A 23,260-nucleotide genomic window follows, 5' to 3' on the forward strand; every position below is an offset into this window, starting at 1 on the left:
CCTAATGTGTCTGATCAGTCACTTGCTTCCGGTGTCGCGTCGGACCGTCAGTTCCAGTCCGATCGACGGGTCGGCGACGTTCATCAGCCGCATGCGGTCGCCGTCGACGGACGCGGTCGCCTCTCCGGTCAGTACTGCGAGGACCGCCCGCTCGATGTCGCCGGATTCGCCCGCGCAGGCCTTCCGGGTGGTCGCGACCTCACTGAACTCGACGGTCTGCCTCGCACCCGATCCGCTGCCGCCCGATCTGCTGACAGTCGCCTCCCCGCTGATCTGGTTGCATCCGGTGAAGCCGCGCAGCGTGCCGTCGGCTCCGATGGTGATGGTCGGTGCGAGGGACTCCAGCGCGCGGGAGGTCGTGATGCCCTTATCGGAGATCAACGATTTGACGCGCCAGTTCGTGCCCGCGACCGCGCGGTCGACCCGTTGGTCGAGTGTGACTTCGAGCTTGCCCCGTGACAACGTCAGCGTCCGGCCTTTCAGCGACCAGGTGAGCGGCCCGCCGAACAGATCGGCCACCCACTTGTCGACGGTGTCGCGCGGTGGCGGGCAGGCCATCATGGTGCCCATCAGTGGACCCGCGGTGAGTTTGTCGCCATCGAATTCGACAGTGCCGCCGTGACCGTTGCAACCGGCGTTCGCGCTGATCCGGTTCTGTGCTCCGAAGCTGAGGACCAGTGGTCCGCCGCCGGGGATCGTGGCATCCGTCGTATCGGTCGACACGTAGGTCTTGCCGGTGAGCAGCGTCGGGTCGGGGTCCGATTCGTCGCCCGAATCGCAGGCGGCGAGTGCGGCGGCGAGGACCATTCCGGTCGCGACGACGCGCACGCGTGCGGTTCGGCGGGGGCTGGCGCGGCGTCTGCGGGACATACCGGCCACGGTAGTGCAGTCGGTCCGGCAGGCCGGATGGCTCGCCGCGTACGGTAGATCACGATCGGCCAACGAAATTCACGTGAGGAACAGGTAGCTAGTGGGAAAGCTCACGAACGCCATGTGGCGCATGCTCGGCGCACAGGCGTCGCGCAATCAGTCGCAGTCCATCTCCCTGATCGAGCAGTCGCACGAACACGCAGAGTGGGCTGAAGGCCTCACTGACGCCGAATTCGCCGACGCCGCAGCCGATCTGGAGGTTGAGACGACTGAGGGTAGAGCGCGGTTCCTCGCGCTGATCCGGGAGGCCGGCGGACGCACGGTGTCGATGACTCCGTTCGATGTCCAATTGCAGGGTGCGCTCCGGATGCTCGACGGCGACGTCGTTGAGATGGCGACCGGCGAAGGCAAGACCCTCGCGGGTGCGATCGCGGCCATCGGTTACGCGCTCGAAGGCAAGCACGTGCACGTCGTCTCGGTGAACGACTATCTTGCAGGTCGCGACGCGGACTGGATGAAGCCGCTCTACGAGCTGTTCGGCGTCACCGTCGGCGCGCTCTCCGAGCACTCGACTCGCGAGGAACGGCAGGCGGCGTACGCGTGCGACGTCACCTACGCGTCGGTCAACGAGATCGGCTTCGACGTGCTCCGCGATCAGCTCGCGCTCCAGGAGAATGAGCTGGTCTCGCCCGCGCCTGAGGTGGTCATCGTCGACGAGGCCGACTCGGTGCTTGTCGACGAAGCGCTCGTCCCGCTCATCCTGGCGGGTTCGACCGAGGCCGACACGCCCAACAGCGCGATCCACGAAGTCGTCTCGCACCTCAAGAGCAAGCACTACGACGTCGACACCGACGAAAAAAACGTGTCGCTCACCGAGGAGGGCGCCCGGTTCGTCGAGGAGACGCTCGGCGGCATCGACCTCTACGACGCCGAGCACGTCGGGACGACCCTCGTCCATGTCAATGTCGCGCTGTACGCGTACTACCTGCTCGAACGCGACGTTCACTACATCGTGCGCGACGGCGGCGTCCACTTGATCAACGCCGCCCGAGGGCGGGTCGCACGCCTGCAGCGCTGGCCCGACGGCGTCCAAGCGGCCGTCGAGTACAAGGAAGGCCTCAAGCCGACCGCGTCCGGTGAGGTGATCGACACGATCACGGTGCAGGCGCTGATGGGCCGTTATCCGCGAGTGGCGGGCATGACCGGCACCGCGATCGCGGCGGGCGAACAGTTGCGCCAGTTCTATGGCCTCGGCGTCTCGCAGATCCCGTCGAACATGCCGAACGTGCGTGAGGACGAACCGGACCGGGTCTTCGACAACAAGGCCAACAAGATGGAAGCCGTCGTCGACTACGTCCGCGATGCGCACGAGACCGGACAGCCGGTCCTCATCGGAACGCACGACGTCGCGCAGTCCGAGGAGCTCGCCTACTTCCTCGACCGCGCAGGGGTCCCGTCGGTGGTCCTCAACGCGAAGAACGATCCGGAGGAGGCGGCGATCATCGCCGAGGCCGGACGCAAGGGCGCGGTCACCGTGTCCACGCAGATGGCCGGCCGCGGCACCGACATCCGTCTCGGTGGCTCGAAGGGCGACGACGACGAACGCGAGGAGGTCGTCGAGCTCGGCGGTCTGTGCGTCGTGGGCACCGGACGCTACGAGACCGAACGGCTGGACAATCAGCTCCGCGGCCGGGCAGGCCGGCAGGGCGACCCCGGCCGTTCGGTGTTCTTCTCCAGCCTGGAGGACCCGCTCGTCACCAAGAACCAGACGCACCTGCGTGACATCCGCCCGATCGACAGCGACGGTTCGACGGGGCCGCGCGGCGTGGAGATCGTGCAGCAGTCGCAGCGCATCGCCGAGGGCGCCATGCTGCAACTGCACGCCAATACGTGGGACTACAACAAGCAGGTCAACGAACAGCGCAACTCGATCGTCCGACGCCGCATGACGATCCTGACCACCGAGCAGGCGCTCAGTGATCTGAAGGAGCTCGAAGCCGAGCGGTACGAGGAACTGGCCGAGACAGTCGACGACACGGTCCTGCAAGACGTCGCTCGACAGATCGTCCTCTACCACCTCGACCGCGCGTGGGCCGATCATCTCGCGTACGTGGCCGACGTGCAGGCCAGCATCCATCTGCGCGCTCTCGGTCAGCAGAGCCCCCTCGAAGAGTTCCACAAGTTGATCTTCGCGGAGTTCACCAAGCTCGTCGACGAGGCGATGACCGCGTCGCGCGAGACGTTCACGACAGCCACGATCACCGCGGACGGGATCGACTTCGCGGACGCCGACATGCACAGGTCGACGATGACCTGGACCTACCTGGTGCACGAGAACCACTTCGCGTCGGCGGGTGCACAGGCGATCCAGGGCATCGTGGGCATCTTCCGGTGACGTCCGCCTCGGGCTCGGCCGACGGGCCCGACCCCGACGAGAAAGGTTCAGGGCACTCCGGCGTACCGGAGCCGGGGCGCAGCGATGCGATCTGGACGGTGCCGAATGCACTGTCTGTCGCACGCCTGCTGTTGGTCCCGGTCTTCATCTGGCTGCTGCTCGTGGAGGAGTCGGCCGGATGGGCGTTCGTCGTCCTGTTCGTCTCCGGAGTGACCGACTGGCTCGACGGGAAGTTGGCCCGCTGGCTCGGCCAGTCGTCGAAGCTCGGGGCTCTCCTCGACCCCGCGGCCGATCGGCTGTACGTGATCGTCGTCCCGATCTGCTTCGGCATCAGAGACTTCGTGCCGTGGTGGCTGATCGGGGTGATCATCGCGCGCGACGTCCTGTTGTTCCTGACCGCGCCTTTGCTGTCGGCCCGCGGTGTCACCGCACTCCCGACTCTGTACGTAGGCAAGGCTGCGACCTTCGCCCTGATGAGCTCGTTTCCGTGGCTCCTCGCCGGGCACATCGACGGGCTGATCGGCACGATCACCTACCCGATCGGGTGGGCGTTCCTGATCTGGGGCGTGGCCATGTACGTGTGGTCCCTCGTCCTCTACTGGGTCCAGACGATCGACGTGGTCCGCACGATGCCCCGTGTGGACAGGCGTTCGGCAGCCTGATGCGGGCGAACCTCCGACCGGGCGATATGATCGAAGCTCGATCCGGTTGGGGGGCTCCTTCGGCTGGCGTTGACGTTCCTCTCGAACCAGAAAGGCAGATTCCGTGAGCGACACCAAGATCCCGGAGAACCTGCGGTACACCGCCGAGCATGAGTGGGTGACCAAGGTCGGCGATAAGACGGTCCGCATCGGCATCACCGACTTCGCGCAGGACGCACTCGGTGACGTCGTGTTCGTACAGCTTCCCGACACCGACTCGGTCGTCGAGACCGGGGAGTCGTTCGCAGAGGTCGAATCGACCAAATCGGTCTCAGACATCTTCGGTCCGCTCGACGGCACGATCGCGGCGGCGAACGACGCGCTCGAGGGGGCGCCCGAACTCGTCAACTCGTCGCCGTACGACGACGGATGGCTCGTCGAGATCACCGTCGCCGACGGTGTCGACCTCGACGCGCTGCTCGCCGATCTGCTCGATGCCGCGGGCTATGCGGCCGTGGTCGGAAGCTGAACGATTCGCTAACGATCCGTCACGTCAGCGTCGACGAGCCCGCCGTTTGTCGGCGGGGGCGGATATGATTTTGTAGTTCGTTCAATCGCGCTCAACCCGGGCGGCGATCGAGCAGAAGACGGTAGGTTCGAGAGCGAACGTTCGTCCTGCCGTACGACGTGCGTTTCAGCGGCGAAGCGCATCTGGAACGCATATGAGAAATGGCGAAGTGGTCGCCGACCCCGGAATCCCGGGCGCCGACCGCAGTGGTTAAGGAGATGTGGTGACCGGTAACGACAACGGCTATGAGGCGCCTGTGGAGACGACTTCGGTCTTCCGGGAAGAGTTCATCAAGGAGATCGACGCGCCGGCGACGTCGGCTGAGCCAGGCGATACCGGTGTCGAGCGCTTGTCGCCCGGGACCGCGCTGCTCATCGTCAAGCGAGGACCGAACGCCGGTTCGCGCTTCCTGCTCGACCAGGCGGCGACCTCGTCCGGCCGCCACCCCGACAGCGACATCTTCCTCGACGATGTGACGGTCAGCCGTCGCCATGCCGAGTTCCGCCGTGAAGGAGACGATTTCCAGGTCGTCGACGTCGGCAGCCTGAACGGTACGTACGTCAACCGCGAGCCGGTCGACACCGCGACGCTCGCCAACGGCGATGAGGTCCAGATCGGCAAGTTCCGACTGGTGTTCCTGGCCGGCCCGCGCGCCGGGGAAGCCGGCACCGCCGCATCGTGACCTCCTCGGCTGCACGGTCGGACGCGCGCGGCGACAGGACTATGTCCATCGGAGCCGTTCTCGCGGTCTTGTCGGAAGACTTTCCGGACGTGACGATCTCCAAGATTCGCTTTCTCGAAGCGGAGGGGCTCGTCACACCGGACCGCGCGCCGTCGGGTTACCGGCGGTTCAGCGACGCAGACTGCGAGCGGCTGCGTTTCGTCCTCACCGCGCAGCGGGACCGCTACCTTCCGCTCAAGGTGATCCGCGAGCAGCTGGATGCGATCGACGCGCAGGCGATGGACACGACGGGCGGAGCTCGGCTGCTCTCGTCGGCACGGACGGCGGTCGCTCCGGCGACGGACTTCTCCTCGCGTGGCGGCCGTGTCTCCCGGGAGTCACTCATCGAGCGGACGGGCGTCGACTCGGCGTTCATCGCCGAACTCATGCGGAACGGCCTGCTGTCCGCGGGGCCGGGCGGGTTCTTCGACGAGGATGCGGTGCGTCTGGTCGAGGCTGCTGCGGCGCTCGCGAACTTCGGTGTCGAGACTCGGCATCTGCGGGCGTTCAAAGTGAGCGCCGACCGTGAAGCCGGGCTCGTCGCTCAGATCGCGGGACCGATCGCCAAGGGCAAGGGGACCGGTGCGCGCGATCGAGCCGAAGAACTCGTCCGTGAAATGGCCGCACTGTCGGTGACGCTGCACACGCAGCTCGTGAAGGCTGCCGTGCGTTCCGCGCTCGACTGACCGTTCACGGAACGACTTTCAAGGAGACACGATCATGGGCGAGATGCGAATCGTCGGCATCCGGGTGGAGCCGCCGCAGAACCAGCCTGTCCTGCTGCTGCGCGAAGTGAGGGGCTCCCGGTATCTGCCGATCTGGATCGGTCAGAGCGAAGCGGCGTCGATCGCCCTCGAGCAGCGGGGCGTCGAGCCGCCTCGCCCGCTCACCCACGACCTGATCGAGCGGATCGTCGAGGCGTTCGACCAGACTCTCGTCGAGGTGCGGATCGTCGACATGCGCGAAGGCACGTTCTATGCGGAGATGGTCTTCGACGGGGACGTCGTCGTCGAAGCCCGGCCGTCGGACGCGATCGCTGTCGCCATGCGGATGGGTGCGCCCATCGTCGCCGCCGACGACGTGCTCGACGACGCGGGCCTGTTGATCCCCGACGAGGACGACGCGTCCGTCGAGGGCGGGGCGGAGGAGTCGAGCGAAGAAGAAGTCGAAGCGTTCCGCGAGTTCCTCGACCAGATCTCTCCGGAAGACTTCCTCGGCCCGGACGGTCCCGCTGCGGGCTGACGGGCGGGGCTCGGTGCGCCGGAGCCGGCCGCGGAGCGCGACCAGCGAGAAGGCGACTAATGCCGCCATCTGCCGCCACTCCAGTCACACGAGTAACACCAGCCCCTTTGGTAACGGAATAGTCACCGCAGGATCACCGTTGGCGTACGGCTGAACCTAAAGTTGAGGTTTACGGTGTGTTGCGTTGATCGGGCCTCGTATTCCTCATAGTTTCTTACTCGACCCCGGAGCGGTTTCGCTCCGGTACAACACACATCGACCGTGTGCGGGAGTACCCTTGCAGAAGGACTCACGGCCAGGGTCCAGTTGCGCGAGGGAGTAACCGTGGGCGACAAGCCGACCGATCTTCGGACCGAAGGTGTCACCGAGCCCGTTCAGGGCGGTCTGGATGACATCGCCCCGGGTCTGTTCCCCAACGACACCGTCCCCGACGAACTCGTCGGCTACCGGGTCCCCACCGCATGCCAGATCGCAGGCATCACGTACCGCCAGCTCGATTACTGGGCTCGCACGCAACTCGTCGTGCCGTCGATCCGTGGTGCGGGCGGATCTGGCACGCAGCGGCTGTACTCGTTCAAGGACATCCTCGTCCTCAAGATCGTGAAGCGCCTGCTCGACACCGGCATCTCGCTGCAGAACATCAGAGTCGCCGTCGATCACCTCCGCCGTCGCGGAGTCGAGGACCTCGCGCGCATCACCCTCTTCTCCGACGGCACCACCGTCTACGAGTGCACGTCGGCCGAAGAGGTCGTCGACCTCCTGCAGGGGGGCCAGGGCGTGTTCGGCATCGCCGTCTCCGGCGCCATGCGTGAACTCACCGGCACGATCGCCGACTTCCCGGCCGAGCGCGCCGACGGTGGCGTCAACGAGTCCTCGCCCGAAGACGAACTGGCTGCTCGCCGCAAGAATCGCACCCGCAAGACCGGTTAACCGTCTCCGCGCCGGCGGGTGCGGAGACGACCGCTCGCCGAGCGGGCCATGCTCGACGTTCGGATGGGCTCGATGTTCGGGTGGGCTCGCGGTGGGCGGAGGCCCGTCGCCGAGTGTTGGTATCCTGGCCGTGCGTCGCTAGGCCACGGGAGAGCGTCGTCCGATCACCTCGGGCGGCCGCCGAAGGAGCAACACCTCTCCGTCAAACTCTCAGGCACCCGGACCGTGGCATGGACGGCGTCTCTGGAAAGCGACGGGTCCGCCCGTCCGCCCACGGTGAAAGGCCGCGGCCACCCGCAGCCGAATCTCTCAGGCGTCGCCCGGCGACATGGACAGAGGGGGAGGGCCCAGTCCGGGCGCAGCGCTCGGACCTGAAGACAGTTAGGTCCTGCCCGTGACGGATACGTCCCTGCCGAATCTTGCCCCCGACTCGCCGTTCTCGCAACGGCACCTCGGCCCCGACGCGGCCGAGCTGGCCCGCATTCTCGATGTCCTGGGCGTCTCGTCGTTGGACGAGCTCGCTGCCGATGTGGTTCCCGCGACGATCGCCGACGGGCTGGACGCCAACGGGCTCGCCGTCGGACTGGACGCGCTGCCCGCTCCGCTGAGCGAAGCCGCGGCGACCGCCGCGATGCGTGCACTCGCCGACCGGAACGTGGTGGCGCGGTCGATGATCGGCCTCGGCTACTACGACACGAACACACCTGCTGTCATCAAGCGCACGATCCTCGAGAATCCGGCCTGGTATACGGCGTACACGCCGTACCAGCCGGAGATTAGCCAGGGGCGCCTCGAAGTGCTCCTCAATTTCCAGACGATGGTCGCCGACCTGACCGGCATGGAGGTGGCCAACGCGTCGATGCTCGACGAGGGCACGGCCGCCGCTGAAGCGATGACGTTGCTCCGTCGTGCAGGCAAATCGAAGTCGCCGCGTGTCGTGGTCGACGTCGATCTTTTCCCGCAGACCCGCGCCGTCATCGACACCCGGGCCGAGCCGCTCGGCATCGAGGTCGTCGAAGCGCGCCTGGACCCGAGCGCCGACGACGCGGGCCTTCCCGACGGTGAGTTCTTCGGTGTCATCTTGCAGACGCCGGGCGCGTCGGGGGCACTCGTCGACGCGGGTCCGATCATCGCCGCCGCCCACGAGCGCGGCGCGCTCGTCGCCGCGGGTGTGGACCTGTTGGCGGCGACCCTCGTCACCGCCCCCGGCGAACTCGGGGCCGACGCGTGCTTCGGCACCACCCAGCGGTTCGGTGTCCCGATGGGCTTCGGCGGCCCGCACGCGGGCTACCTCGCCGTGCACACCAAGGTGACGCGTCAACTTCCGGGCCGACTCGTCGGCGTCTCGAAGGACGCCGACGGCAACCTCGCCTACCGGCTGGCATTGCAGACCAGGGAACAGCACATCCGCCGGGAGAAGGCGACCAGCAACATCTGCACCGCACAGGTGCTGCTGGCGATCATCGCGGCGACCTACGCGTCGTACCACGGTCCGGACGGACTCAAGGCGATCGCGCAGCGGGTCCACGGCACCGCGGCCGATCTCGCGGACCGACTCACCGGCGCCGGACTGACGGTCGAGAACGCGTCGTTCTTCGACACGATCACTGTGCGTGTGGACGGACGCGCCGCGGACGTCGTCGCGGCAGCCAAGGCCGACGGCGTCAACCTCCGACTGGTCGACGCCGACCGGGTGAGCCTCGCGTGCGACGAGACGACCACCCCCGACGACGTCGCGGTCGTCGTGCGGGCATTCGGGGCACAGGACGCGGCTCCGACGTCGTTCGCAGAATCGATCGAGAACCGGACCAGCGAGTACCTGACGCACCCGGCGTTCACCTCGTACCGGACGGAGACCGCGATGCTGCGGTACCTGCGCGCGTTGTCGGACAAGGACATCGCGCTCGATCGCAGCATGATCCCGCTCGGCTCGTGCACGATGAAGCTGAACGCGGCCACCGAGATGGAGCCGATCACCTGGCCGGAGATCGGCGGGCTGCACCCGTTCGCGCCGCTCGGCGACTCCGAAGGCATCCGTGAGCTCATCACCACCTTGGAGGACTGGCTCGTCGCGGTCACCGGCTACGACCGGGTGAGTCTGCAGCCGAACGCGGGTTCGCAGGGCGAGTACGCGGGCCTGCTCGCGATCCGGAACTACCATCGGTCGCGCGGCGACGATGCCCGCGACGTCTGCTTGATCCCGTCGAGCGCGCACGGCACCAACGCGGCATCGGCCGTCATGGCTGGCCTGCGTGTGGTCGTCGTCGCCAGCCGGGACTCGGGTGACGTCGACACCGACGACCTGCGCGCCAAGATCGACAAGCACCGTGACGAACTCGCCGCGATCATGATCACCTATCCGTCGACGCACGGCGTGTTCGAGCACGAGGTCACCGACATCTGCGACGCCGTCCACGAGGCGGGCGGTCAGGTGTACGTCGACGGCGCGAACCTGAACGCGCTCGTCGGTCTGGCGCGTCCCGGGCGGTTCGGCGGTGACGTGTCGCATCTGAATCTGCACAAGACGTTCTGCATCCCGCACGGCGGCGGCGGACCCGGGGTGGGGCCTGTCGCGGTCCGCGAGCATCTCACCCCGTTCCTGCCGAGCCATCCGCTCGCGTCGGAACTCGACCAGACCGGCATCACGATCTCGGCGGCGCCGTACGGGTCGGCGTCCATCCTGCCGATCACCTACGCGTACATCGCGATGATGGGCGCCCAGGGTCTACGCGCCGCGTCGTTGACGGCGATCGCGTCTGCCAACTACATCGCACGGCGCCTCGGTGCGCACTACCCCGTGCTGTACTCGGGCGAGAACGGTTGGGTCGGACACGAGTGCATCCTCGACCTGCGTGATCTGTCGAAGCAGACGGGCGTGTCAGTCGACGACGTCGCCAAGCGTCTGGCCGACTACGGGTTCCATGCGCCGACGATGAGCTTCCCGGTGGCGGGCACCCTGATGGTTGAGCCGACCGAGAGCGAGAACCTAGCCGAGATCGACGCGTTCATCGACGCGATGATCGCGATCCGAGGTGAGATCGACAAGGTCGCCAATGGTACGTGGAGCGTCGACGACAACCCGCTCGCCGGTGCGCCGCACACAGCGGAATGCCTGGTCGGGGAGTGGACTCACGGCTACGACCGGCTCACCGCGGTGTACCCGACGGGGCTGCCGTCCGCGGGCGGGCGCGTGAAGGTGTGGCCTGCGGTACGGCGGATCGACGGTGCGTTCGGGGACCGCAATCTGGTGTGCAGCTGCCCGCCGCTGGACGCGTTCGCCGAGTAGGGATCGACTGAACTGCCGACGAAGACTACGGGCGGTCCGGTCAATTCTTCTGGAGGAGAAATGACCGGACCGTGCGTTCGAAGTCTGCCTTGGCTTCGATCATCGCCCAGTGCCCGCAGTTCGGGAACACGTGGAGCTCGACGTTCGGGATGAGGCGCATGGGAATGAGCGCCATGTCGAGCGGGCTGACTCGATCGTCTCGTCCCCACGTGATGAGCGTCTTGGCCCGCACCTTGTGAAGCATGGACCACTGTGGGGGAGCGTCCGACTCGTGCATCGCTCGCATCATCTCGGTGAACGCGACCCGGCCGTACATTCGACGCGCGCTCTCCAGCGCGATCGGATCGACGGCGAGTCGCCAGCGCTCCTCGATCAGCTGCTCGGTCACGACCGCCGGGTCGTAGACCATCGAGTTCAGCCACTGGGTCAGCGCCTCTCGTGTCGGGTTCTCGGCGAACTCCTGCAGCAGCTTGATTCCTTCGCCCGGGCCGGCGCTGAAGATGTTGCGACCGATGCCGCCGATCGTCACCAGTTTGCCGATCCGGCCGGGATGCGCGAGGTCATAGCCGATGCCGACGCCCCCACCCATTGAGTTGCCGACCACGTCGAACGTCTCCAACTCGAGTTCGTCGACGAATAGCTCCAGCGCACTCAATGCAGTGGACATCGGGTGTCCGCCCCAATCGTCACTGACTCCGAAGCCGGGGAACTCCAGAACGAGGCATCGAAAATGCTCACCGAACACACTGATGTTGCCGCGAAAGTTGCGCCAGCCCGACACACCCGGGCCCGAGCCGTGGAGCAGCACGAGCGGCGGGCCGTCCCCGTACTCGTGATAGCGGAGAACGCCATTGTGAGTGGGTAGTTCACGCAGAGTCGCGTCGTAATCGGGAAAGACCGGAGTCGCGGTCACGAGTCCTCCTTCGGGACGTCTTGTGCTCGGTATGCGGTGGTGTCGCGAGCCGATCGCCGACTCGGGTCGTGCAGATTCTCGAAGGCGCCGCGGTAGAAGAGGAGTGGGCCGCCTGTTGCATTCGCAGACAGGCCGGTCACCCGGCACACGACGATGGTGTGGTCGCCTGCGTCGTGCTCGGATTGGACGGTAGCCTCCACATGTGCGAGCGCGGAGTCGATGAGCGGTGCGCCATTGCGCGCCGGCCGGTGGTCGACACCGGCGAATTTGTCGACCCCCGATCGTGCGAACTGGCGGCAAAGGTCTCCCTGCTGGTCGGCGAGCACGTTGATGCAGACATTTCCGCCGCGTCGAAGCCGTGGCCAACTCGTCGATGTCTTGGCCGGACAGAATGCCACGAGCGGCGGCTCGAGCGAGACCGATACGACTGTTTGGCAAGTGAGCCCGATGGGATCCCGTCCTTCGTAGGCGGTGATGACTGCGATACCCGTCGCGAAATGGCCCATGACCTCTCGCAGCAGATCCGATGAGATCTGGGTTGCCGGCGCGACAGTCGTCGATTCAGGCGTCGGAACTGTGGTGAGGGTGCTGTGCATGCGTGCTCCCATGGTCGGTCTCCAGGCATCGCTGGTGATGGTCAAAGGTCACTCGATGATCGCCCCGCTACCCGGCCGGGTGCGAGAGATTCCCGCTCAGTGGGTTCGGACATGCTCAGACGGTCGGCGGCGTGGTGGGCGGCGATGTAGCCGTAGACCAGGCCTTGGCCGATGGTCGCTCCCGCTCCCGGGTAGCGGTCTCCGAAGGCGTTCGCGGCAGTGTTGCCTATCGCGTAGAGCCCGTCGATGACGTCCCCGCCGTCGGCGACCACTCGCGCCATGTGGTCCGCGCGCAACCCACCGCAGGTCCCCAGATCGGAAAGGACGACCTTGACGGCGAAGAAGGGGCCGTGTGTCAACGCCCGCAGGCACGGGTTGGGTTGGTTACTGGGGTCGCCGTAGTAGCGATCGTAGGCACTGTCCCCGCGACGGAAGTCGTCGTCGATCCCTGCTTCCGCGAACTCGTTGAATCGATCGACTGTGCTGGTCAGGTGTGACAGCCCGGTCGCCTCGGCGAGTCCGGTGATAGTCGTGGCCTCGTATGCAATTCCGGCGTCGAACCATGCTTGGGGAATTCTGGCGCGGGGAAAGAGTTCGCCTGCGAAGACGTAGCTGTTGCGATACCTCTGGTCGAACACGATCCACATCTGCCCGGTCGGTCGGTTCGCGTGTTGCCGGGCGAGCACTTCTTGCCCGAAGCTCATGTAGTCGGTCGCCTCGTCGATGAACCGATCGCCTACGTGATCGACCATCAGTGAGCCAGGTAGAGAACGCTCGGCGAGCATCACTTTGGGTACACCACCGGGTAACGGGGCGACTGCCGGGAACCACCAGGCCTGCTCAAGTAGATCCAGGCCTGCACCCGCATCGGCGCCTGCGGCGAGAGCGTCACCGGTGTTGCCGGGGGAGCCGAGCGACAGTTCGGGCAGATCGCCCAGCTGATGTCGCCGACGAAGGTCCGACGCGTGATCGAAGCCGCCTGCAGCCAGGATGACGCCGCTCGTCGCGGTCACGGTGACCTCGGTCCCGTTGCGATCGACGACGGCGCCGGTCACTCGGCCGCCCTCGGTGACCAGCCGCACGAGGCGGGTGTTGCGCCACACGGGAATGTCGGCGCGAAGCACGGCGTCGTACAGTCCGGCCGCCAATGCCTGACCGCCCGCCACATACTCGCGGCCGAAGGCCTTCCCGCAGAGCCCCTGCGACAATCGACGTATGGCCCGGCCGAGTCCGCGTCGGGGAAGTGTGGCCATGAGGTTGATGAGCCGGTAGTCGACGCCGGTGATCGGCATGGGGATCGGAGCGGCCATGCTGCCCGATCGCAGTTCGTCGCGGTGGGGCCCGAGCAGTGCGACATCGAAGGGCTTCGATTCGCAGGTGCGTCCGACCGCCGATCCGCCAGGGCGCTCGGCGTGGTAGTCCGAGTAACCTTTGGACCACATGAAGTCCAGACGTGTCAGCCGCTGCAGCAGCCGGACGGTGGCGGGACCGAAACGCAGGTAGTTCTCCCATCGTTCCGCTGTACCCATGTCGCCGACGAGGTCGGATAGGTACTCGCGCGCACGGTCCACCGAGTCGTCGCCGCCGTCGGTGGCGATCACCGGGTTTCCCGGGATCCAGAACGCGCCACCGGACAACGCGGTGGACCCGCCGATCTTGTCGGTCTTCTCGACGATCAGGACGTCGAGCCCCAGATCATGGCCGGCGAGCGCCGCTGCCATACCCGTTCCGGAGCCGACGACGAGCAGGTCGACCTCGACGGTGACGCTGTCCGTCCCGCCGCTCATCCGAGCACTCCCGGAGTCGGTTCGCTGCGTCTGGTCATCGGCAACGCGCCGTCGCGCGCGGCGGCGTCGATGGTGGCGTGCAGCGCCGGACAGAGACGCTTGCGGTTCGTCGAACAGCCCGACGTCCCGGCTTCGGCGGAGTGCGGGCACTGTTCACGCGCATGGCCGAGCCATTGCACACTGGTGTGGCGCGGACTGTACTTCTCGGTGAGGACCACGGTGCCGCACTGGTCGCAGGCGATATGTAACACGGCGCCTCACCCCTTCGCGGCCGCGAGTTCGAGGTTCTTGGCGACTTCGCTGTCCCAGAACTCGTTGGCCTTGGTGACGTCGACGTCGAACTCGAATCGACGAATCATGTCGTCGCGGATGTCGGCGCGGTCCACGTAGAACTGTTCGTACCAGCGACGCAGTTGATAGACCGGGCCGTCGTCCTCGCAGAGCAGCGGATTGTCGATGCGCGCCTTGTTCTTCCAGATGACGACGTCCTGCTCGAAAGTGTCCATCGTGCCCTGGCCAAACTGGGCGGCCAACGCATCGGCCTCCTCAGCGGTCATCCCCGGTGCGCGTTTGACGATGACGCCGTACAGCAGGACGAACGAGTCCGGACGGACCGGATAGTGGCAGTTGATGAGCACCACCTCCAGGCCGTCCTGGGCCGCGAGGCGGTTGATCATGTAGGACGGGCCGTAGTAGGAGGCGTACGACTGGGTGACGCTCTCCTCACCGAAGTTCACATAGTCCATCCCCGCCATGTCGGCGCGCGGCTTGAACGACATCTCCTGGGTCGCGACCTGATCTTCGAAGATGTTTCGGAAATGAAGAGGTTGGTTCAGGTGCACGTAGAAAAAGTGCGCCATGTCGACGACGTTGTCGACGATCTCGCGACAGTGGGATCCGGTGATGGTCACCGAGTTCCAGTTCCACTCCGTCCACTCGTCCGAACCGTAGGCCTCGATGCTCGGGATGTAGTCCTCAGGCGGACCGCCCTCCGGGTCGTTCCACACGAAGAGCTGTCCGTTGCGCTCCATGCTCGTCCACGCCCTCGTCTTGGCCAGGGGTGGCACGCGTTTGGCGTACGGCACCGCTTTGCAACGGCCCTTGCCTCCCCAGCGCCAGTCGTGGAACGGACACGCGATCTCGTCGCCCTTGACCGACCCCTGCGACAGGTCGGCGCCCATGTGTCGGCAGTAGGAGTCCAGGATGTTCAAGGTGCCGGTCGAATCCGCCCAGACGACGAGCTTGACGCCGAAGGCGTCGATGCCGTGCGGTCGGCCGTCGCGGAACGAGTCGGCCAGTCCCAGGCAGTGCCAACCGCGGGCGAATCGCTCCGGATTGTGGCCGTTCTCGATCTCTCGGACGTCTTCCGTCGCGTTCGCTGGTTCTGTGATCGTCATGTGTCTGCGTCTCCTCACACGATGTCGGGGCTGTGCTGCAAATTGATGTGCTGCTAATCACAGTGGCGAGCGGTAGTCGTGTGTCTCGAATCGTTCCCGTCTGGCGGGAACACGAAGCGGCGAGCCGGTCGAGCAGCGGAGGCTTGGTGTAGAGCTGAGCCGGCAGAGACGGCTCGCACCGAGTAGTGAGGATCTGATGAGAATCGGCTTGTTCACACCAGTCGTCGCTCAGCCGCGGGGTTCGAGCCCGTGGGAGCGCACTGCCGGAGTCGACGACCTGGCGGTGATCGCCGCAGCCGCGGACCGGCTCGGCTATCACCATCTGACCTGCTGTGAGCATGTCGCTGTTCCGGACGCCGTCGCACGATCGCGCGGCGGCACCTACTGGGATCCTCTCGCCACCTTCGGGTTCCTGGCGGCGCGGACCGACCGGATCACGTTCGTCACCCAGGTGCTGGTGCTCGGCTACCACCATCCGCTGGAGATCGCCAAACGCTACGGCACGCTCGACCTCGTCACCGGCGGGCGTCTGGTGCTCGGTGTCGGCGTCGGCAGCCTCCGCGAAGAATTCGACCTATTGGGGGCGGAGTTCGACGATCGGGGCGCGATCGCCGACGATGCGATGTCGGCGCTGAGGGCCTCGCTCGGCCGGTCGGCCCCGGTCTACTCCGGCCCGCACTTCCGCTTCGACGGGATACGCGTCGAACCGCACGCACTGCGAACCGATGTGCCGTTGTGGGTCGGCGGCCGGTCGACGAGATCGTTGCGACGCGCGCTGACTCTCGGAGACGGCTGGGTGCCGTTTGGGCTGTCGCACGAACGCCTGGCGGCTATGCTGGCCGGTCACACGGTACCGCCGGGATTCGACCTCGTCCTGGAGGCACGGGAGGTCCTCGATCCGCTCGGCGACCCGTCGGCGTGCATGGCCGCACTGGCGTCCACTCGTGATGCGGGCGCCACCATCGCGACTGTCACGGTTCGTGCGGAGAGCGCGGCGCACTACTGCGACCAGCTGGCGCGACTCACCGAGGTCGGCCGCGACGTAGGCGTCGTCTTCGACTGATCCGCCGCACCCGCGGTGACGTACCTGCCGGAACACATCGTCTGGGTGCACCCGTCAGCGCATCAGGACCTGGCCTCCGTCGACCGGCAACGAGTGCCCGGTGATGTAGCTCGACTGGTCGCCGCACAGGAACGCGACCGCTGCACCGATATCGTCCTCCGGATCACCGAAGCGATGCAGTGGGACGGTGTCGAGGTACGCGTCGGCTTCGGCCGGACGCGCCTGCGCCCACCGTTCCAGGCCGGGCGACATCGCGAGCGGCAGGATCGCGTTTACGCGGATCCCGTCGTCGGCCCATTCGCACGCGGCGGCCCGCGTCAGCGACCGGATGGCCTCCTTGGCAGCTGCATAGACGCCGTACCCCGAAGGGTCGGCTCGGACGCCAGCCGCCGAACCGAGGTTGACGATCGCTCCGTCACCCGACAGATGCGGGTGACACAGCGCCATCATGCGCCAGGTGGCGAGCGGACCCGAGTCCATGATCTGTCGGTACTCGTTCTCGGTGAGATCGAGGAGCCGGCGGTTGTATGTGCTCTGGGCGTTGTTGACGAGAATCGACAGACCGCCGAACGAGGTGACGACGTCGTCGACGAGTCTCGCCGCATCCTCCGGATCGGTGACGTCGCACCGGAACGCCTGTGCCCGCCCGCCGCGGGCACAGACCTCATCGGCGACTGCCTCCACCTTCGCCGGGGTCCGCCCGACGACGGCGACGGCCGCCCCGCGCGAGGCGAGAGCGCATGCGATGCCGCGTCCCACTCCCTGTCCGGCCCCGGTCACCAGCGCCCTCGCACCGGACAGTTCCGTTCCGCGCGGCTCAGGCACGGTTCACCACCTTCGCAGTCGAGCCGACCGCGGCCGCGCGCCGAGCCGCGGTCGGAACACCGAGGTCGGTGGCCTCGGCCGAGGGGATCGGCCCGAACGCTGACTCCGGATCCAGGACGCAGTGAGTTCGGCCGTAGACCGTGTACATGCACCGGTTGCAGTGCGTGCAGAGCGTCTGCTTCGTGCGGTCGGCGCGGATCGAGTTCACCAGGTCGGGCTCGCGCAACAGTGCACGCCCCATCGCGACGAAGTCGAACCCCTCGTTCAGACCTGTGACCATGTGCTCGTACTCGGTGATCCCGCCGAGCAGGATCAGCCGAGTGTTGTTCATGACCGGTACGAACTGGCGCGCCGATTCCAGCATGTACAGGTCGTAGTACGGGTACTCGCCGAGCATCTTCCGGCCGAACGCATAGACGCCGGCCTTGAACGGCTGCGGCATCACCGCCGCGAAGTCGCGCACTGGGACATCGCCGCGGAACAGGAACATCTGGTGCATCACCGATGACCCCTGCGTCAATTCGAGCGCGTCCAGGTTCGCGTCCGCGTCGAGCAGTTGCGCGGTCCGGATCGACTCGGCCAGGGTGATGCCGCCGGGCACCCCGTCGTCCATGCTGATCTTCGCGGTGACGGCGATCGAGTCGCCGACCGCCGTGCGGACTTCGGCCGCGATCTCCCGCACGAGCCGACTTCGGGCGTCGATTCCGCCGCCGTACGAGTCCGTACGCCGATTGAACAGCGGGCTCAGAAACGAACTCGGCAGATAGTTGTGTCCGAAATGGAGTTCGACGGCGTCGAACCCGCAGTCGGCGGCCAACACCGCGGCGTCGCGGAAGCCCTCGATGACGCGCGCGATCTCGCTGACGCTGATCGCCCGGCAGTACTCCAGCGAGGTCGGATTCACCATACGGCTCGGCGCCGTCGCGGTGACGCCGGTGATCTTCTTCGACGCGACGGGACCGGCGTGCCCGAGTTGTGCGGAAATCAGACCGCCGTCGGCGTGCACCGCCGCAGTCAGCCGCTCCAGGCCCGGTGCCGCTCGCTCCGACATCAGGATCTGTCCGGGCGCCGAGGCTCCCTCCGCAGTCACGCAGCAGTAGGCGACGGTCGTCATCCCGACGCCGCCGCGGATGTAGTCGAGGTGGAAGTCGATCAGCGAATCGGTCACCAGTCCCTCCGGGGAACGTCCCTCGGATGTTGCGGACTTGATGATCCGATTCGGAAGTCGCACCGGACCGAGACGTCCGGGCGCGAACGGGTCTCCCGCCGCGGTCATCGTGTCGTCACCTGCACGGCTGTCGAGGTCGTACTGTTCTTCACAACGGGGACTCCTCACCATATCGTTTGGCGGTGTGCTTCCCCTCACACTTCCAGCGCGGTCGGAGCCCGTGGAACAGATTCCCGTTCTGCGGGAACCACGATCACCGGCGATCGAGTTCAGTCGTCGTCGGCGGTCTCGATCATCGGGTTGACGCGCATGTTCTGCGAGATCCGCTTCTTCGCGGCGAGCAGAATCGCGATGAGCCGGTTGTCTAGCTCGGCGAGCGGCACGCATATGGAGATCGCGGCGGATGTCCGGCGCGCGGTCGACGAGTCGTCGCTGGCTGCGCTGACCGTCGTGCCGAAGCAGCCCACATTCGGGATGCTCTCGCCACGATCGACCGCATAATCGCGTTTGCGGATCTCGTCGATCTCTTGGCGGAGAGCGGTCGTCGATGTGACGGTGTTCGGCGTCAGTTCCGCATACGGCTCGATGCTGTGAAGGTAATCGTCGGACTGGACTGCGAGGAGCGACTTTCCGACGGCTGTGGTGTGCGCGGGAAGGTGCGCACCGATCCGGGTGGGCACTTCCCACTGGAACCGACCCGACCCAAGCTTCTCCCAGTACACACAGTCGGCGCCGTCGAGGTACGCCATGTGCACGATGTAGCCGGTCTGGAGTTGCAACCAACTCAGTGTCGGCATGGCCCGCCGGTAGAACCAGTGCGTGCGCAGTCCGCTGGTACCCAGGCCGAACAACCGCACGCCGAGCTCGTAGTTGGTGCCGACGCGGAAGAGCCACCTGCGGCGCTCCATCTGGAGCAGCAGCCGGTGTGTCGTCGAGCGGGCCAGCCCGGTACGTTCCATCACCCCGGACAGGGTGAGAAAGCCTGCTTCCTCGACGGCGTCGAGTATCAGATCTATCCGATCGAGCATCGACGGTGGAGTTTCGGACTCTCGGTCATCGTTCATGCCGCCTCCAGCGAGATCACGGTCGAAGTCATCCGACGGAACGTCGGACTTCGATACGGTAGCCGTCGTCGGCGCGTTCGCCGCTACTTATCGGCCCATCATGGCTGCCACAGCGTGAGCTTCTGCCCGTACACACTGATCACGCGGGAACTGCGACCGGGCCACTGCCCCCTCCTTCTCCGCGTCGATCACCCACACCGGCCCGTCGCCGATGTGCGCCAATCCTTCGCGCGCCACATCGGCGGGTTCGGACACCAGAAGCCCTGGCGCGTCGAAGTTCAGACCGGCACGCGCCATCGCCGGGGTGCGCGTGACGCCGAGGACGAGTTCGACGACGTCAACGCCGTAATCGCGCAGCTCCCACCACAGGCCTTCGGCGAATACTCGGCTGAACGCCTTAGCCGCCGAATAGATGCTCTGGTGTCCGGAGCCGACGAAGCCGGTGACCGAGCCGAGCAGAACGATGCCGCCATGACCGCGTTCGGCCATCGGTCTCCCGAACATCTGCACCAGATCGAGTTGACGGTCGATGTTCAACGTCATCACACTGCGGAACCGCTCCATGTCGCCGAAGACGAACTCGTTGCCGTAGGTGTTGGCGCCTGCATTGAAGATCAGCAGTCCGACCTCGAGGTCGGCGGTCGCGGCCGCGATGTTCGCCACCGCGTCGGGCGCGAGTAGATCCTGGACCAGGGTGCGGACCTCGGTGCCGTGTCGACGGGCCTGTTCCGCGGTCGCCTCGAGCGCATCTTCCTTCCGTGCGATCAGCACCAGATTCAGTCCAGCCATGGCCAGTTCGTCGGCGAAGACGGCGCCGACCCCCTCGGACCCGCCGGCGATCACGGCCCACGGCCCATACTTGTCACTGTCGATCGATGTCATGTCATCAGCCTTCGGGGTCATGTGAAATCGGGATATGAGCTGTTGCGTTGGCTCGTCATGAGACGACTGCCAAGGGTTCGCCGCCGGACCAGTCGTGCCCCCAGTAGCTGTCTGCGGTGATCTCTTCGGTGGTGTACGTATCCTCGTCGACCAATATGCCGTCGGTGCCGAACTCGATGTCCCACCCTCCTGGCGCACGGACATAGAACGAGAGCATCTTGTCGTTGGTGTGCCTGCCCAAGGTCGACGAGAGCGACGCTCCTTCGGCGATGACGCGGTCCTGCGCCCTCCCGACGGTGTCGAGGTCGTCCACCTCGACCATCACGTGGATCAGGCCCGGCCCCTGTTTGGGTGCGGGCATCATCGCGAGACTGTGGTGCCGCTGATTGACTCCGAAGAAGCGGATCCGCATCGGCCCGACTTCCGGCGGCGTGTCGAGCCGGAACGCGCCGCGCGGTAGGAAGCCCAGTGTCTGGACGTAGAAGTCGTACGCTTTGCCCTGGTCGGGCACCGGAATCACTACGTGGCCAAGCCCTTGGGCACCGGTGACGAAGCGTGCGCCGAACGGAGTGACCACTGGGCTGTGGTCCAGCACCGCCCCGAAGAACACCTCGAGCGGAATGCCCGCGGGATCGGAGAAGGTGATGGCGGCCTCGACTCGACGGGCGTCGGACTCCTCCGCGGTCAGGTCCTGTACGTCGACGCCGGCGGCCTCGACTGCGGTGCGAACTCGCTCCATTGCTTCGCGGTCGCGAACCTCCCAGCCGACGACGCTCACTTTGTCGGTGTCACCGGGGCGGACGACTATCCGTGCGGCTCGTTCGTCGAGCCGAAGGTACAGCGAGTCGGGGTCGGGACCCGATCCCTCCGCGAAGCCCAGGATGTCCATGGCGAGCGTGCGCCAACGCGACATGTCGTTGGTCTGGACCTCCACGTAGCCGAGCGCTTTGATATCGGAGTCATACAGTCGGGGAGTCATCGATCGTCCTTTGCTGGTGGTTGGCTGGCTGGTGGTTGGCTGGCTGGTTGCGCGACAGTCAGATCATCTTGCGCAGTGGGCCGGGAGCTTCGGCGCCGAGTGAGCTGAGCGTCGCCGCGTGGTAGACGGTGTTGGGCGTGTGAATCGCGTGATGGATGCAGGCCTGGCTGTCGCGCCAGAATCGCTGCATCGGCTGGTCCATCCGGAGGGCGTTGCCGCCGCAGCGGGCATAGATCTCGTTCGCGGCTCGAGCGGCACGCCACGCCGCTCGCACCTGGGTGGCACGGCCGGCGGCACGATCAGCGAACGACGCGACCTCGCCTCGCTCGGTGATGTCCCAGAAGTACTGGGCGTTGTCGATCAACTCGCCGCGGGCCGCACGCAGATCCGCCATGTACTCGCCGAGTTCGAACATGGTGTAGGGATCGTGTTTGACGTTGACACCGTTGGCATCGATTCGGTTCGCCTGGTAATCCGAAGCCAGGCGCAGCAGGCCCTCGCAGATTCCGACGGTGGCCGAGGTGATGCCGAGCGGAAACATGTTCGACCACGGCATCTGGTACAGCGTCTGTGTTCGGTCCGACTGACGCTGGCCGTCACCGCTGGACACGTCCTCCCAGGTCATCGCTCGGTACTCGGGTACGTAACAGTCCTCGATGATCAGGTCTTTGCTGCCGGTGCCCCGGAGTCCGACGACGTTCCAGGAGTCGTCGACGATGGTGTAGTCCGCGCGCGGGATGATCACGTGGACCATCTGCGGCGGGTGCACCATGTTCCCGTCGGGGTCGCCCATCATCGCGCCGAGGAAAGCCCAGCCGCAGTGGTCTGTGCCGGACGAGAACTGCCAGGATCCGCTGAAGCGGTAACCGCCACCGTCCTGCGGAACGAGAATGCCGCCGGGCATGTACGGGGAGGCCATCCAGATGCTGCTGTCCTCGCCCCACACCTCGTCCTGTACTCGGCGATCGTTGTAGGCCAGCTGCCACGGGTGAACGCCGCAGACACCGAGAACCCAACCCGCGGCCGGGTCGAGCGACGCCAACCTCATCACGGCCTCCGCGAACTCTCGCGGGTGGTATTCGTAGCCGCCGTAGTCGGCAGGCTGGAGCATCCTCATCGCTCCCGATTCCTTCAGGAGACGAACCGTCTTGTCAGTGAGTCGTCCGATGCGCTCGGCTTCGGCGCCTTGCGCGAAGAATTCGTCTGCGTGCTCGTTGATGTAATCGAGAACCGTGTTCGGCATTCGTCTCTCCGATCGTGGCGGGCTGTGCGCCGCTGCCGTTCAAGTGCGTGGTGAGACGATGCTCACATCGCACCGAGATCATGTAGCCGATGATTCCCGTGCAGCGGGAAAACCGCCGGTCGGATTCGCAGGATCTGGCCGACTATAGGCATGAATGACATCGAGTTGACACTGTCCGACACCACACGCTTGATCGCCGAACTGGCCACGCGCGTCGCCTATCTGGAAGACAGGCAGACCATCACGGACCTCGTGGCCGCATACGGTCCAGCCATCGACGCGGGGTGTGCGGACGCCGTCGCGGAGATCTGGACTTCTGACGGTGTCTACGACGTGGACACCGGAGTCATGCGCGGGCACGCTGAGATCTCCGCGATGGTGCGCGGCGGTATGCATCAGGGGTTCGTGCAGAAGGGGTGTGCGCACATCGTCGAGCCCGGACGCGTGCGTATCGACGGCGATACCGCGGTCGCGACCGGGAAGTCGATGCTGGTGGTCCACGGCGACGACGGCTTCTCGGTGCTGCGCGCAACGGCGAACCGTTGGGAACTGATCCGCACCGAGGAAGGATGGAAGTGCGCTCGACGGGTGGGGCGTGTTCTTGACGGTCGCCCGGAGGCGCGGGAACTGCTGGCGTCGGTAGATGAAGGGCTGACCGAAGTCGGAGTCGAGGAGTAGTCAGGCGGATCG

At 66.2% G+C, this 23,260-nt stretch carries 21 protein-coding genes, 1 pseudogene and 1 riboswitch; of the genes and pseudogenes, 10 read left to right on the forward strand and 12 right to left on the reverse strand.

Going from position 1 to position 23,260, the window contains the following annotated elements; genetic code table 11:
• Positions 1-18: 18 nt before the first annotated feature.
• Positions 19-870 carry an META domain-containing protein gene (locus tag L5G28_RS09620; protein ID WP_237001350.1) on the reverse strand — a complete coding sequence of 284 codons (852 nt, stop codon included), beginning with the start codon at positions 868-870 and terminating at the stop codon, positions 19-21.
• Positions 871-970: 100 nt separating this feature from the next.
• On the opposite strand from L5G28_RS09620, the gene secA2 reads away from it, so the two are divergent.
• The 8 genes from secA2 to gcvP all read left to right on the forward strand — a co-directional run bounded on the left by secA2 (position 971) and on the right by gcvP (position 10,653).
• Positions 971-3,265, forward strand: coding sequence for an accessory Sec system translocase SecA2 (secA2, locus tag L5G28_RS09625; protein ID WP_237001351.1), 2,295 nt, complete (start codon positions 971-973; stop codon positions 3,263-3,265).
• Between the two features lie 89 nt (positions 3,266-3,354).
• On the forward strand, positions 3,355-3,927 hold the full coding sequence (locus tag L5G28_RS09630; protein WP_236997169.1) for a CDP-alcohol phosphatidyltransferase family protein: 573 nt from the start codon (positions 3,355-3,357) through the stop codon (positions 3,925-3,927).
• 103 nt (positions 3,928-4,030) lie between these two features.
• Entirely contained in the window at positions 4,031-4,435 is a 405-nt protein-coding gene (gene gcvH / locus L5G28_RS09635; protein WP_236996945.1) for a glycine cleavage system protein GcvH, read from the forward strand.
• Between the two features lie 262 nt (positions 4,436-4,697).
• Entirely contained in the window at positions 4,698-5,156 is a 459-nt protein-coding gene (garA, locus tag L5G28_RS09640) for a glycogen accumulation regulator GarA (protein ID WP_236996946.1), read from the forward strand.
• A gap of 41 nt (positions 5,157-5,197) precedes the next feature.
• A complete protein-coding gene (ftsR, locus tag L5G28_RS09645) occupies positions 5,198-5,881 on the forward strand; it encodes a transcriptional regulator FtsR (RefSeq protein WP_236997170.1) in 684 nt (227 codons plus the stop codon).
• 34 nt (positions 5,882-5,915) lie between these two features.
• Positions 5,916-6,437, forward strand: coding sequence for a bifunctional nuclease family protein (locus L5G28_RS09650; protein ID WP_237001352.1), 522 nt, complete (start codon positions 5,916-5,918; stop codon positions 6,435-6,437).
• A 324-nt stretch (positions 6,438-6,761) separates the two neighbouring features.
• On the forward strand, positions 6,762-7,367 hold the full coding sequence (locus L5G28_RS09655) for a MerR family transcriptional regulator (protein ID WP_308191535.1): 606 nt from the start codon (positions 6,762-6,764) through the stop codon (positions 7,365-7,367).
• A 136-nt stretch (positions 7,368-7,503) separates the two neighbouring features.
• A riboswitch (glycine riboswitch) is annotated at positions 7,504-7,603 on the forward strand.
• A 152-nt stretch (positions 7,604-7,755) separates the two neighbouring features.
• Positions 7,756-10,653 (forward strand): aminomethyl-transferring glycine dehydrogenase, encoded by a 2,898-nt coding sequence (gene gcvP / locus L5G28_RS09660; protein ID WP_237001557.1) that lies wholly within the window; start codon positions 7,756-7,758, stop codon positions 10,651-10,653.
• Between the two features lie 40 nt (positions 10,654-10,693).
• Here gcvP and L5G28_RS09665 read toward each other — a convergent pair whose 3' ends face one another.
• From L5G28_RS09665 to L5G28_RS09685, 5 genes and pseudogenes are all read right to left on the reverse strand, one after another.
• On the reverse strand, positions 10,694-11,566 hold the full coding sequence (locus L5G28_RS09665; RefSeq protein ID WP_237001353.1) for an alpha/beta fold hydrolase: 873 nt from the start codon (positions 11,564-11,566) through the stop codon (positions 10,694-10,696).
• Positions 11,563-12,174 carry a flavin reductase family protein gene (locus L5G28_RS09670; protein WP_372477205.1) on the reverse strand — a complete coding sequence of 204 codons (612 nt, stop codon included), beginning with the start codon at positions 12,172-12,174 and terminating at the stop codon, positions 11,563-11,565. Before L5G28_RS09670 ends, L5G28_RS09665 begins: the two co-directional genes overlap by 4 nt.
• Positions 12,175-12,281: 107 nt before the next feature.
• Positions 12,282-13,949 (reverse strand): annotated as a pseudogene (locus tag L5G28_RS09675) (3-ketosteroid-delta-1-dehydrogenase); the annotation flags it as partial.
• Positions 13,946-14,200: a hypothetical protein gene (locus L5G28_RS09680; protein WP_237001354.1), complete on the reverse strand. Its 255-nt coding sequence runs from the start codon at positions 14,198-14,200 to the stop codon at positions 13,946-13,948. The pseudogene L5G28_RS09675 and the gene L5G28_RS09680, both read right to left, overlap by 4 nt.
• A 6-nt stretch (positions 14,201-14,206) precedes the next feature.
• Complete coding sequence (locus L5G28_RS09685; RefSeq protein WP_237001355.1) at positions 14,207-15,346, reverse strand: 3-ketosteroid-9-alpha-monooxygenase, oxygenase component; 1,140 nt, start codon at positions 15,344-15,346, stop codon at positions 14,207-14,209.
• A 196-nt stretch (positions 15,347-15,542) separates the two neighbouring features.
• Here L5G28_RS09685 and L5G28_RS09690 point away from each other — a divergent pair, with 196 nt between their 5' ends.
• A complete protein-coding gene (locus L5G28_RS09690; RefSeq protein ID WP_237001356.1) occupies positions 15,543-16,409 on the forward strand; it encodes a TIGR03619 family F420-dependent LLM class oxidoreductase in 867 nt (288 codons plus the stop codon).
• A gap of 54 nt (positions 16,410-16,463) precedes the next feature.
• Here L5G28_RS09690 and L5G28_RS09695 read toward each other — a convergent pair whose 3' ends face one another.
• The 6 genes from L5G28_RS09695 to L5G28_RS09720 all read right to left on the reverse strand — a co-directional run bounded on the left by L5G28_RS09695 (position 16,464) and on the right by L5G28_RS09720 (position 22,570).
• Entirely contained in the window at positions 16,464-17,234 is a 771-nt protein-coding gene (locus tag L5G28_RS09695; RefSeq protein ID WP_237001357.1) for an SDR family NAD(P)-dependent oxidoreductase, read from the reverse strand.
• A complete protein-coding gene (locus tag L5G28_RS09700; RefSeq protein WP_237001358.1) occupies positions 17,227-18,510 on the reverse strand; it encodes an NADH:flavin oxidoreductase in 1,284 nt (427 codons plus the stop codon). Before L5G28_RS09700 ends, L5G28_RS09695 begins: the two co-directional genes overlap by 8 nt.
• Before the next feature lie 161 nt (positions 18,511-18,671).
• Positions 18,672-19,466, reverse strand: a complete 795-nt coding sequence (locus tag L5G28_RS09705; RefSeq protein ID WP_237001359.1) for an IclR family transcriptional regulator — start codon at positions 19,464-19,466, stop codon at positions 18,672-18,674.
• An 87-nt stretch (positions 19,467-19,553) separates the two neighbouring features.
• Entirely contained in the window at positions 19,554-20,348 is a 795-nt protein-coding gene (locus L5G28_RS09710) for an SDR family NAD(P)-dependent oxidoreductase (protein WP_237001360.1), read from the reverse strand.
• 55 nt (positions 20,349-20,403) lie between these two features.
• Positions 20,404-21,327 (reverse strand): biphenyl-2,3-diol 1,2-dioxygenase, encoded by a 924-nt coding sequence (gene bphC / locus L5G28_RS09715; protein WP_237001361.1) that lies wholly within the window; start codon positions 21,325-21,327, stop codon positions 20,404-20,406.
• A 58-nt stretch (positions 21,328-21,385) separates the two neighbouring features.
• A complete protein-coding gene (locus L5G28_RS09720) occupies positions 21,386-22,570 on the reverse strand; it encodes an acyl-CoA dehydrogenase family protein (protein ID WP_237001362.1) in 1,185 nt (394 codons plus the stop codon).
• Positions 22,571-22,741: 171 nt separating this feature from the next.
• On the opposite strand from L5G28_RS09720, the gene L5G28_RS09725 reads away from it, so the two are divergent.
• Positions 22,742-23,248 carry a nuclear transport factor 2 family protein gene (locus tag L5G28_RS09725; RefSeq protein ID WP_372477211.1) on the forward strand — a complete coding sequence of 169 codons (507 nt, stop codon included), beginning with the start codon at positions 22,742-22,744 and terminating at the stop codon, positions 23,246-23,248.
• The last annotated feature ends 12 nt before the right edge of the window (positions 23,249-23,260 follow it).

Origin of the sequence: Gordonia liuliyuniae (genome assembly GCF_021739025.1) — a bacterium.
Taxonomy (GTDB): Bacteria; Actinomycetota; Actinomycetes; order Mycobacteriales; family Mycobacteriaceae; genus Gordonia; species Gordonia liuliyuniae.